Origin of the sequence: Caldivirga sp. (assembly GCF_023256255.1) — an archaeon.
In the GTDB taxonomy this organism is placed as follows: domain Archaea; phylum Thermoproteota; class Thermoprotei; order Thermoproteales; family Thermocladiaceae; genus Caldivirga.
The window spans coordinates 23,827-35,553 of record NZ_JAGDXD010000045.1; the positions used below are offsets into that span (position 1 = coordinate 23,827).

An 11,727-nucleotide genomic window follows, 5' to 3' on the forward strand; every position below is an offset into this window, starting at 1 on the left:
GCAATTGGAAAAATGTTGCAACAGCAGGAAAGTCCAATCCCCCGATCGGGGGTTGGGGAAGAGGGTGTGGTTGGTCGCCATGTGTTTGGTGAAGTATGGGGGGTTAACGCTAAGTTGCTTCAGGATGATGAATACTTGAAAAACCTCGTAATTAAAGCAGCGGAGGTTGCTAACATGCACCTAGTTGATGTTAAAGTTTGGCGCTTTGGTGGTGGTGATAAGGGGGGAGTATCAGTGATAGCGTTAGTGTTAGAGTCCCATATAGCAATACACACTTGGCCAGCATACAACTACGCCACCATTGATGTATACACCTGTGGCGAGCACTCAAGGCCATGGGATGCCTTTGATTACATAATAAGGCAACTTAACCCCAGAACCTTCACGAAGACTATAGTTGATAGGAGTAGTAAGTGAGGTTACCATAATTCAAATTATTAAATAAACTAAACACCCTATTTTTCCCCTTTTCCGCCTCTCTAAAATGTTGATATTAGGGTTAAAGTATGAGGTAAGTGGCTATCACTGATAAGACTATTGGGGCTAGGAATAGTAATGATGCAAGTATTGGCGTTAAACTGACGGCGCTGGAGGCCGCCTTAACCATACCGTAGAATCCATCTATTCCCACTACGCGTATCCTGCTTGAAACCTCAGTGTAACTAACCTTAACCACTGGGGCTTCAGGATTATTGACGGCATTTAGTATTAGCCTTATTAATTCACTTTGGTTAACCCAATCACCAACAACATGGTAACCAACTTTACCGAAGAAGCCGGTGTACTGGTGATTATCAGTGGTTACTACTTCAGCTAAGTAACCCATTTCCCCTAGCCTCCTCCTAATTTCATTAGCTAGGTCCGGTTTAATGTTATTGCCATCAATAACCACTAGAACAGATGATGCGCCATTAAATGCCAGTGTCAGTACGAACACTCCATTATCCCCAATCTCCATGAATGAGCCAGGTACCTTACTCCTAGGTATATGAACAACCCTTAACCTTAATTCACCCTCAACATCAGGAGTGTTAAGTACTCTTCTTAGTCCATTAATTAAGTCCCGTACATCATCATCACTCCAGGAATTATCACTACTGAAGCTGTTCTGTGAATCAATGATTATTAATCTATTAACTTCATTACCCAATTCCTCAGCAACCTTATTGTAAACGTAGGTTGGTATGTCATCCATTGACTTCCTTAATCGGGATACTAGGACTAGGTTCTTACCATTGGCTATTGGTAAAACTAGTAGCCTGATATCCCCTGACTCCACACGCATGATCGGCTTAGCCTTAATTACCTCACTGTGGTTACTGGACCTAAGCTTAACCATTGCCTCCTTAATGCTGTTGACAATGATCATAGTATCATCATACGATGCTGGGTCAGCCTCATGACCGCCAACACCATGCAAATACACTAGTCTCGTCCTCATTGACCTAGCTACCTTAACTAGGATAGGTACTAAGTCAGCTCCACCCACATGGCTTACTGGCCCTGCATGCATGTAAGGTATAACTATGTATGAGTCATTGCCATTATCCCCAGTTACGTGAACCACATGGATCTTGACTTCAGAATCCTTGGAAGACCTTAGGAGGTGAAACTCCATGAATGACCCATCACCCGTTATCATAGTGTAGATGAATGCCCCAAACATCTTCAAGTAGTATAATGTTCCTTTAACCTTATGTATGATTATCATGGAGAGCATTATTAGTATAGACACTACGAAGAGTATTGAGTCAAGTAAAAGAACCCTAGGTATGCTTATTGAGTCGTGGGTTAACGTACCTATAATTAGGTAAACAGGTAACTGTATGATTATCACTATAGTGAGTAGTAGCGCAAGGTCCGTTAGGTAGCTTACTGTTGGTCTTGATCCAACAGGATCCTTAAGTAGGGATACCATTAATGATAATGGCGCCAGTGAGGCTAAGGCACCAGCCATAACAACTAGTTTACCCTCAATAATACTCATCGCTGAGTCTATTATTATTGACTCAATCATTACTACCAATACTGTCGTATAATGCATCTTAAATGAACCTACCCCAGTCATTCTCATTGTTATTAATGCCAATATCAGTGAAGTTAGGATATAAAATAGTGAAACTAGGAAGGAATAGAGGGGGTTCAACCCTATTCTACTGAGGATTAATAGAGGGGTAATAATCATTAGCACCAGGCCTATTAACCTAATTAGGCCACCAGCATGAATACCGAAGAGTATCCCATAGCCGCGTTCAAATCTCCTACTCATTTAACGGTTCACGTAACTGTGAATTATTTAAAGGTATTCACATGGAGAATGAGGCTTCATCGAATCCTCAACCATTAAATGGTTAATGCCTACCACTAGTGAGTGAAAAACACACCTTTCAGTTGTAGAAGGGCCAAGTCTTAATGAGGCGGTAATCCCGGTATCATACCTTTCATTCAGGGGAGAAAAATATAAAAACACTGAAGTTGAATGTAGAAGTCTATGAATAAGGAATGCATTAGGCACTGCGTGGCTGAGTGCTATGATAATGACGTTAGGGTTAATGAGAGTTGCCTCTCAGATTGCATAGAGGAATGCTTCGTTACCTTACACTCCAAGCCTGCTCCACTGGAGATGAAAGTTTATAAACCTACTCAGTGATGATACTGGCTTGTGAGTAGTGTTAGGAGGGATTCTCAAACATCATTACTGCCATTACCGATACTCCGAGCGGAGGATTCAGGAGGATACATAGCAAGTGAGGATAGGTGGACTCTTGTTGAATCCTATGTGAGGAGTTACGGGTTGGTTAGGCATCAGATAGATTCATTCAATGACTTCGTGGATAGGAAGCTTAAGGAGATAGTTCAGGAATTCAACATAGACTTAGGCGATGTTAAGGTTAAGTTCATTGATGTTGAGGTAGGTAAGCCAAGGTTCAAGGAACCAACTGGAGTGGAGAACGTAATATACCCAATGGAGGCTAGGTTAAGGAACATAACGTACGCAGCACCCATGAGGCTTAAGGTCATGCTTTACATAAATGGTGAAGAGTACACTGAGACCGTTCCCTTGGGTGATTTACCAATAATGGTTAAGTCAAAGTACTGTAATTTATATGGTTTAAAGCCGCAGGCTATAGTTAAGAAGCTTGAGGATCCAAATGACCCAGGCGGCTACTTCATAATAAACGGTAGCGAGAGGGTTGTGGTTTCCCAGGAGGATCTTGCCCTTAATAAGCCAATATACGACTACGACGAGAGGGGGGCTACTAGGGTACCTAGGGCTAAGATAATATCCATGGGTCCAGGCTATAGAACGACAGTTGTTGTTGAGTATCATAAGGATGGGGTGATTTACGTCCAAATACCCAAGATACCCACTAGGATGCCCTTCCCAGTGGTTATGAGGGCCCTCGGCCTTGAGAAGGACCAGGACATTGCCCTGGCCGTGAGCGATAATGATGAGATTCAGAGGGAGTTACTTGCATCATTTGAGATGGCTATTCAAATTGCGCCAACTGTTGATGAGGCTAGGGATTACATAGGTAGGAGGATTGTGCTTGGTCACCCTAGGGAAATAAGGATTCAGAGGGCCCTTGAGTACCTTGATAAGTACTTCCTCCCCCACTTAGGCACAGTACCTGATGATAAGGTTAGGTTAAGTAAAGCTATTGAACTTGGCCAGGCAGTAGCTGGGGTTATTGAACTCTACAAAGGTTGGAGGCAGCCTGATGACAAGGACCACATGTCTAATAAGAGGGTTAGGTTGGTTGGTGACTTATTAGCCCAATTATTCAGATCCATATTCGCTCAGTTTGTTCAAGACCTCAGGAATCAACTGGAGAAGCAGTATTCAAGAGGTAAGATACCTGAATTAAGAACAATAGTTAGGGCTGATATAATTAGTGATAGGCTTAAGCATGCGTTATCAACAGGTAATTGGGTTGGTGGGAAGACTGGGGTTACTCAAATGCTTGATAGGACTAACTACGTTTCAACAATAAGCCACCTAAGGAGGGTCGTATCATCACTAAGTAGGACTCAACCGCACTTCGAGGCGAGGGATCTTCACCCAACTCAATGGGGTAGGTTATGCGCCATAGAGACCCCTGAGGGGCAAAACTGTGGGTTGGTTAAGAACATGGCTCTTATGGCGACGGTAACCGTGGGTGTTGATGAAGCCAGCGTGGAGGCTATGTTAAGGGAAATGGGTGTTATTAATGTGTTGGACGCCAGGAAGAATGAGATTAAGGGGGCTAACGTACTACTCAATGGTAGGCTAATAGGTATTCATAGGGATCCGCAGGCGCTTGTGAATGCGATTAGGGAGGCTAGGAGGAGGGGTGACATTAATGGTGAAGTTAACGTTGGTTACATTGAGAAGCTTAATGAGGTTAGGGTTAACTGTGATGGGGGTAGGTTAAGGAGACCATTATTGATTATAAGTAATGGTAAGTTAAGGTTAACTAAGGAGCATATTGAGAAGTTGAAGAGCGGGGAGTGGACTTGGGATGACTTAGTTAAGAACGGCATAGTAGAGTACATTGATGCTGATGAGGAGGAGAACGCCATGGTAACCATAGGTGATGCCAAGGATATTGACTTAAGCAAGTACACTCACATGGAAATTATACCAAGCATAATGCTGGGTGCCGTAGCCCATATAATACCTTACTCTGAGCATAATCAATCACCAAGGAACATTTATGAAGCAGCCATGGCTAAGCAATCCCTTGGATTCCCCTACTCCAACTACAGGTATAGGATTGATAGTAGGGGGCATTTACTACTCTACCCGGAGAGGCCCTTAGTCACCACTAGGGGTCTTGAGTTAATAGGCTACAGTATGAGGCCATCCGGCCAGAATGCGGTGCTTGCGTTAGTGTCATTCATGGGTTACAGTATAGAGGATGCAGTTATGATTAATAAGGCAGCCATAGAGAGGGGCATGTTTAGGAGCGTGTTCTATAGGTCCTACGAGACCGAGGCCATGAGGTACCCAATGGGTGAGAACGATAGGATAACCATACCGCCACCCACTGTTAGGGATTACAGGGGTGCTGAGGCCTACGCCCATCTTGATGAGGATGGTATAGTGCCTCCGGAGGTCTTTGTTTCAAGCAAGGAGGTTTTAATAGGTAAGATAAGTCCACCAAGGTTCTATAGTGCATTGGCGGAGAGTCAACTAGCCGGTGAGTGGAAGGATAATTCAATAACGGTCAGGAGGGGTGAGAAGGGCATAGTTGACCAGGTCTTAATAACGGAGAGTAGTGAGGGTTTCAAGTTAATTAAGGTTAAGGTTAGGGAGCTTAGGATACCTGAACTTGGTGACAAGTTTGCCTCAAGGCATGGGCAAAAAGGTGTAGTAGGCATGATAGTGCCAATGGAGGACATGCCATTCACTGAGAATGGTATAACGCCAGATGTGGTTATTAATCCGCATGCCTTACCAAGCAGAATGACCATTGGGCAATTACTTGAGGCTATAGCAGGTAAGACTGCTGCACTATACGGTACGTTGGTTGATGCAACGCCGTTTGAGGGTGTTCCTGAGAATACCATTAGAAGCATGCTGATGAAGGCTGGGTACAGGTGGAGTGGTAGGGAGACCATGTACAGTGGATTAATGGGTACCAGGCTGGATGCGGACATATTCATTGGTGTAGTATATTACCAGAAGCTACACCATATGGTTGCCGATAAGATACACGCCAGGGCTACTGGGCCAATGCAGATATTGACTAGGCAGCCGACGGAAGGTAGGTCAAGGGAAGGCGGCTTGAGGCTTGGTGAAATGGAGAGGGATGTTTTAATAGCCCATGGAGCTGCGGCGCTACTTCACGAGAGGATGGTTGAGTCAAGCGATAGGTACGTAATGTACGTGTGTGAGGACTGTGGTATGATGGCCTGGTGGGATGACTTTAAGAAAAGGCCAATATGCCCAATACATGGTGATAAGGGGAGGATAGCTAAGGTTATTGTCCCCTACGCCTTCAAGCTACTGCTGCAGGAGTTAATAAGCTTAGGCATATACCCCAGGCTTAAGCTCTCTGAGCCAATAGGATAATGGGCTACTTCCCAAACTTCACCTATAGGCCATCTGATGATACTTATCAAACACTTAACGTCACCTTAACTGTACTTAAATTGAGAAGTGGATATGATTACTTCATTGAGATAGGGAGTGGTTCAGGTTACATAATAACTAATGTAGCTAAGGAGTTCACCTCATTTAGGAGATTCATAGCTACTGACGTTAACTGCACTGCAGTTAAGGAGACCACTAGGTACGCTGAGGATGAGGGTGTGGATGTTGATGCAGTATGCTGTAATCTTGCCGATTGCCTAAGGAACATTAGTAATTCAATAATAGTCTTCAATACGCCATATTTAACCTGCAGCAATGGCGAGTTAAGCATCAGTGACCCAGCCTATGTGTCAATCTGCAGAAACTACAGGGGTGATGTTTTAACAGGTGTGGTTAATATTATTAAGACAGGTTGCTGTGAGTTCATACTCACTGTGGGTAATGATGGGTTAGAGTACTTATTGTCATCAATAAGGGGCATTAGGCCATTATACTTCATTGACGTATTATTCAATAGCCACATGTTTTTTGAGGATGTTATCACCGTGCATTTAACACGCATTTGAATTATTTAGGCGACTTCAACAACTATGTTTAATAGTGCCTCCCCAATATCTGAAATATACTCAAGCATTCTGGCTATACTGTATAGTATTGAGTCAAAGGATGCTATTATTGTTGGTGATGTCTCATACTCCCTTAAGCTTCCCTGGAGACCACGAACCTCATGAGCCTTCCCTCTCGCTAAGTCTATTAAGTTATTGATTTCACTAACGTTATTGGTTGCTTGGGATGAGATTGACCTACTCAGTACCCCTATTAACTCCATTACCTTATCCACGTATTCAATTACCTTATCCCTATGTTCCTTCGGAATACCCATAATGTATTGTTGACCCACTTGTATCAGCTCATTAGCTATTTGAACTATGTGATCTGAAAGCCTCTCAAGGGACTTATTTATTAAGGCATAGTCAAGTATTGTCCTTGGATCCTTAATGCCGGACATTGAGGCGTAGTAACTACTTGTGGTTAACTTCTTAAGTATCCTATTTAGCAGCCAGTAGAATCTATCAACCTCATTATCCCTCTCCACTATGTCAACTAGAATGTTCTTATCCACAGTACTTAATGCAACCTTAATGTCATCAAGCATACTCTCAATAACCCTGATTATTTTCAAAACTATGTCACTTATACTTATGTCACCAGGTATGTTTATGAGGTTCTGGAGAGTTAAGGTGTTCCTACCCTCATCAACTATCTCAACCCCAGTCAGCTTTCTCCTTGCAACATCCTTAATATCCTTCTTTAACCCTATAGTGTTTTGAGTGAAGAAAAGCTTAAACACATCGTAGCCGGCTAGGTAATAGCCTAGGGTAACCCTGGTTAACCTATCACCCTTAGCTAACTCGTCAGTGACCTCAATCTTCGCCTCAGCGTAGGATGGCTTAATAGCCTTCTTAGGAACCAGTAGGAGTGACATGTCCCTCTGGGGCAGTAGTACAACTTCATCACCTGGTTGAAGGTTTAATTGCCTAGCCCACTCCTTAGGTAATGATACTATTAACGTTGACCCACCCGTTAATTGTATCCTCCTGGATTCGGACTCAAGTGACACTATAGGTCACATTACTTACTCTACCCACCTATAAATATTTTATGCTTAATACTCAGGATCAATTGCTAACCGATAATTAACATTCACTTATAGTAGAAACTTATATCTAAATATTGCACATTATACCACAGCACCCTATTTTAAACGAGGAGGTTATTACCACCACTGGTTAAATAATTATATGGAGGTTCAGATTGTTAAGGAGGAGCAACAGGTAGCTAATAATCCACCTAATATAGGTAGGGAGATTACTGAGCTTGAGAAGGCGTTGAGGAGGATAATAAGTAGCTTAATGGTTACTGGTAATAAGGATATTGATAGGGAACCACCAATAGATATATATGAGGATGGGGATAAGGTTATGGTGCTGTTCGACATGCCTGGTGTACGTAAGGAGCAGATTAAGTTGAGGATTGGTATGAATTACATTGAGGTTAACGCTGAACCCACAGCATACGTAGCGACTGGTAAACCAGTGCTTCTTGAGAGGTTTAGTAATTATAAATTGCGTAGGAGAGTTGAATTACCATTTAACGTGCGGCTTGATGATGTTAAGGCGTATTATAAGGATGGCGTACTGCAAGTTCATTTAACTAAACTACCGGGCTATAATACAGCTGAGGTTGCTATTGAATAATTAATGCAATTATTAGATAAATGCTCAATAATTAAACTAGAACTTTAATATCACTAACAGTGACTTATAATGGCGCTTATTTTGCTTAAACCTTTAAAAAGGGTTATAGATTCTGCTAATGAATGCGCATTATAGGATTTTCATGGGAGTATCCTAGGATAGGTTCACCGCTGACTGACCTTCAATACCTAGTAGCATCCCTCTCATCAGCACTTAAGGCGCTGGGGCATGAAGTGGTGATTGTTACGCAGGGGAGTAGCCAAATCCCAGACTTCGACGGTGTTAAGGTTATTAGCGTTAACTTACCGATTAAGGATTACCCAAACGTGGTATCATATGGGCTTAGTTCATCGGTACAGGTTATTGCAAACATGAGGTATAGGGTAAACGGTGAGTTTAACAAAATAATCTGCTTCGAGTGGGGTGGTTGCGTAATGGGGTTGCTTGCTAAGGCGACTCAACCATGCTGTATTAACACTGAAATCAACTGCATAACACTCTCCACAGAGTATGAGCGTGGTGACCCTGACGGTAACATTATAAGTTCATCAATAGCAAGCATTGAGGGGTGGGTTTTCAGGCAATGCGATAGGGTTTATGGGCTTAAGCAGAGGACTGTGGACGACCTTAAGAATAAGTTTAACATAAGCGCTAATTACGTGCCAACAATTGATGAATTAGCCAGGGTGATAGTGGAATGAAGGTTCTGCACCTTTCCTGGGAGTACCCACCGCACATAGTTGGTGGTTTAGGTAGGCACGTTTACTACATAACCCATGAATTAATTAAACTAGGCGTTAACATTGATGTGGCCACCGTAGGTTACGAGGACACTCACGTTATTGATGAGGGCGTTAACGTGCATTTAATAGATGCCTTCAAGGTTAGGGTACCTGACTTCTCGTCATGGGTACACTCCTTCAACATATTCATGACGATGGATCTAAGCCACGTAAGTGAGGTAGATGCAATACACGTGCATGATTGGTTAACTGCACCAGCCGGCATAGTACTTAAGCATAGGTTTAAGGTACCCTTAATAGCCACAATACACGCTACAGAGTACGGTAGGAGGGGTGGGTTGCATAGTCCTGAGTCTAGGCACATCCATGAGTGGGAATGGTTACTAGCCTATGAGGCTTGGAAGGTTATAGTCTGCAGTAACTATATGGCTAATGAAGTGAAAAGCGTGTTAGGTGTGCCTGATGATAAGATAGTCACAATACCTAACGGCATAGATAAAACTCTACTTAACTTTAAGCCTAAGTATGACCGCTCCAGGTATGCGTATCCCTGGGAATTATTAATAGTCTTCTATGGTAGGTTAGTTTACGAGAAGGGGCCTGATTCCGTAATTAGAGCCTTCGCTAAGTTACTGGGTAGGGTAAGTAATGTTAAGCTCGTAATAATTGGTGATGGGCCAATGAGGGAGTATTTAGTTAGCCTAGCTAATCAACTTGGATTAGGTAGTAAAGTATACTTTACAGGTAAGGTAAGTGATGACGAGTTATACAGCATCATATCCCATTCAAACCTAGTTATATTACCAAGTAGGTATGAGCCATTCGGCATAAGCGCACTTGAGGCCATGGCGCTTGGTAAGCCATTAATAGCAACAAATAGGGGTGGGCCAACGGACTTCATTAGGCATATGGAGAATGGTGTATTGGTTAATCCAGATAACCCAGATGAAATAGCCTATTACGCTGAAATGCTGCTAAGGGATGAGGGCTTAGCACGTAAACTTGCAGGTGAAGCTAAGGGAACCATAATGAAGGGGTATACTTGGGATATAATAGCGAGGAAGACTCATGAACTCTACAGAAGGGTCATTGAAGAGAGGGCTAAGGTTAACTGGTAGCCCCAATAACTAAAGAAGCTTATCGTAAATCTTTAACGCAATAAGAACATGACCCTTCCTGGTTGGGTGTACAGCATCGGGAGCCAATGCCTCCGGTTCAATGTAACTTAACTTTGCTTGAAACTCCTCATGAAGATTAATGAATATTGCCGAGTACTCAATGCTAAGCCTCTCAACCCTCTTAACGTATTCAGGCACTAATTGAAGAACCTTCCTCCTGAAGGTGTCTAATTCATTAGCCCTACTTATGTAGAATGGCGCCATAAGTAGTATTACTGGGTTAATCCTCTTAATGGTTAAGTCAAGCACCTCACTGTACATCTTGAAGTAGTCATCGGGGGATAGGCCTAAGTCACCTCCCAGGAACCTGTGTGCGTCATTAATGCCTATTAGTACTGAAACGAGCTTCGGCTTAAGTAGAATCACATCATCCTCCCACCTCTCCCTAAGGTCACGTATAGTGTTACCACTAATACCCTTATTAACGATGTTAAGCATTAGTTCAGGATGCTGAGAATCAACAATATCCTTGAAGAAGGCTACGTAACCATTACCTAGAGGAGGAGCAGCATCCCTCCTCCCGCTATCAGTTATACTATCACCTATGAAAACTAACCTATCACCCGCATTAAAAGTGGGCTTAGCCATGAGCTATAGGAAGCTATGGGATATTAAAAAGTATTACCTAAATCGTGAAACACTTAAATCAAAGTAATTATTCTTCACAACCATGAGCAGTGAAGAATGCCTAGCAGGCGCTAGGGAAGCTGCATTAATACTCACTGGCAGTAGGCATGCAATAGCCTTCACTGGTGCTGGCATTAGTACTGAGAGTGGTATACCTGACTTTAGGGGTCCCCAGGGTCTTTGGAGGAGGTTTGACCCATCATTAGCATCCATTGACTACCTCAACACTGATCCTAAGGGCTTTTGGGACTTCTACATCAATAGATTCAACACGCTCAATAACGCAAAGCCCAATAGAGCCCACCTTGCGTTAGCGGAATTAGAGAAACTAGGTGTTATTAAGTATGTGATAACCCAGAACATTGACAACCTTCATAAATCAGCAGGGTCAATCAACGTTATTGAGCTTCACGGCAACTACACTACAGTATACTGCATGAAGTGTGGAGCCCAGTATCCCTTCACATTAGCCTTAAGGAAATACGAGGAGGGTGAGAATCCCCCAAGGTGTCCAAGATGTGGAGGGATCCTTAGACCTAACGTGGTTCTCTTCGGTGAGCCGGTTAACGAAATTAATAGAGCTCTTGAGGTAGCGGCATTAAGTGATGTGGTTCTAGTAGTTGGATCATCATTAACAGTGTACCCAGCAGCCTACGTACCTCTCGTGGTTAAGGAGCATGGTGGTAAACTAATTATTATTAACCTAGAACCCACTGACTATGATGACTATGCTGACGTGGTGCTGCACTGCAGTGCATCAGAGGCATTAAGTGCCATACTTAATCATGTTAAGAACATTATGGCGGATAAATAGGTACCTTATAACCTTAAAGGATTGGTGT

Annotated in this window: 10 protein-coding genes; 7 read left to right on the forward strand and 3 right to left on the reverse strand. The window is 42.9% G+C overall.

Going from position 1 to position 11,727, the window contains the following annotated elements; all coding sequences use genetic code 11:
* Positions 1-12 precede the first annotated feature (12 nt).
* Complete coding sequence (gene speD, locus Q0C29_RS07370) at positions 13-417, forward strand: adenosylmethionine decarboxylase (protein WP_292000016.1); 405 nt, start codon at positions 13-15, stop codon at positions 415-417.
* A gap of 82 nt (positions 418-499) precedes the next feature.
* Here the strand turns inward: speD and Q0C29_RS07375 are convergent, their stop codons facing one another.
* A complete protein-coding gene (locus tag Q0C29_RS07375) occupies positions 500-2,269 on the reverse strand; it encodes a DUF2070 family protein (RefSeq protein WP_292000017.1) in 1,770 nt (589 codons plus the stop codon).
* 429 nt (positions 2,270-2,698) lie between these two features.
* Here Q0C29_RS07375 and Q0C29_RS07380 point away from each other — a divergent pair, with 429 nt between their 5' ends.
* Positions 2,699-6,058, forward strand: a complete 3,360-nt coding sequence (locus Q0C29_RS07380; protein ID WP_367173652.1) for a DNA-directed RNA polymerase subunit B — start codon at positions 2,699-2,701, stop codon at positions 6,056-6,058.
* Positions 6,058-6,645 (forward strand): hypothetical protein, encoded by a 588-nt coding sequence (locus Q0C29_RS07385; RefSeq protein ID WP_292000019.1) that lies wholly within the window; start codon positions 6,058-6,060, stop codon positions 6,643-6,645. Before Q0C29_RS07380 ends, Q0C29_RS07385 begins: the two co-directional genes overlap by 1 nt.
* A 5-nt stretch (positions 6,646-6,650) precedes the next feature.
* Here Q0C29_RS07385 and Q0C29_RS07390 read toward each other — a convergent pair whose 3' ends face one another.
* Positions 6,651-7,700 carry a phosphate uptake regulator PhoU gene (locus tag Q0C29_RS07390; protein ID WP_292000020.1) on the reverse strand — a complete coding sequence of 350 codons (1,050 nt, stop codon included), beginning with the start codon at positions 7,698-7,700 and terminating at the stop codon, positions 6,651-6,653.
* A 181-nt stretch (positions 7,701-7,881) separates the two neighbouring features.
* Here Q0C29_RS07390 and Q0C29_RS07395 point away from each other — a divergent pair, with 181 nt between their 5' ends.
* From Q0C29_RS07395 to Q0C29_RS07405, 3 genes are all read left to right on the forward strand, one after another.
* Positions 7,882-8,337 carry an Hsp20/alpha crystallin family protein gene (locus tag Q0C29_RS07395; protein WP_292000021.1) on the forward strand — a complete coding sequence of 152 codons (456 nt, stop codon included), beginning with the start codon at positions 7,882-7,884 and terminating at the stop codon, positions 8,335-8,337.
* A 122-nt stretch (positions 8,338-8,459) separates the two neighbouring features.
* Complete coding sequence (locus Q0C29_RS07400) at positions 8,460-9,038, forward strand: glycosyltransferase (RefSeq protein ID WP_292000022.1); 579 nt, start codon at positions 8,460-8,462, stop codon at positions 9,036-9,038.
* On the forward strand, positions 9,035-10,198 hold the full coding sequence (locus tag Q0C29_RS07405) for a glycosyltransferase family 4 protein (protein WP_292000023.1): 1,164 nt from the start codon (positions 9,035-9,037) through the stop codon (positions 10,196-10,198). Before Q0C29_RS07400 ends, Q0C29_RS07405 begins: the two co-directional genes overlap by 4 nt.
* A 9-nt stretch (positions 10,199-10,207) precedes the next feature.
* Here the strand turns inward: Q0C29_RS07405 and Q0C29_RS07410 are convergent, their stop codons facing one another.
* The gene (locus tag Q0C29_RS07410) at positions 10,208-10,846 is read right to left on the reverse strand and encodes an SGNH/GDSL hydrolase family protein (protein WP_292000024.1); all 639 of its coding nucleotides are present in this window, start codon (positions 10,844-10,846) and stop codon (positions 10,208-10,210) included.
* Positions 10,847-10,928: 82 nt separating this feature from the next.
* On the opposite strand from Q0C29_RS07410, the gene cobB reads away from it, so the two are divergent.
* Complete coding sequence (gene cobB / locus Q0C29_RS07415) at positions 10,929-11,699, forward strand: NAD-dependent protein deacetylase (RefSeq protein ID WP_292000025.1); 771 nt, start codon at positions 10,929-10,931, stop codon at positions 11,697-11,699.
* Positions 11,700-11,727 lie beyond the last annotated feature (28 nt).

Excerpts from the sequence above, each read along its gene's own strand:
- speD (WP_292000016.1), top strand. The coding sequence starts at position 13 with ATGTTGCAACAGCAGGAAAGTCCAATCCCCCGATCGGGGGTTGGGGAA.
- Q0C29_RS07375 (WP_292000017.1), bottom strand. The coding sequence starts at position 2,269 with ATGAGTAGGAGATTTGAACGCGGCTATGGGATACTCTTCGGTATTCAT.
- Q0C29_RS07385 (WP_292000019.1), top strand. The coding sequence starts at position 6,058 with ATGGGCTACTTCCCAAACTTCACCTATAGGCCATCTGATGATACTTAT.
- Q0C29_RS07395 (WP_292000021.1), top strand. The coding sequence starts at position 7,882 with ATGGAGGTTCAGATTGTTAAGGAGGAGCAACAGGTAGCTAATAATCCA.
- Q0C29_RS07400 (WP_292000022.1), top strand. The coding sequence starts at position 8,460 with ATGCGCATTATAGGATTTTCATGGGAGTATCCTAGGATAGGTTCACCG.
- Q0C29_RS07405 (WP_292000023.1), top strand. The coding sequence starts at position 9,035 with ATGAAGGTTCTGCACCTTTCCTGGGAGTACCCACCGCACATAGTTGGT.
- Q0C29_RS07410 (WP_292000024.1), bottom strand. The coding sequence starts at position 10,846 with ATGGCTAAGCCCACTTTTAATGCGGGTGATAGGTTAGTTTTCATAGGT.
- cobB (WP_292000025.1), top strand. The coding sequence starts at position 10,929 with ATGAGCAGTGAAGAATGCCTAGCAGGCGCTAGGGAAGCTGCATTAATA.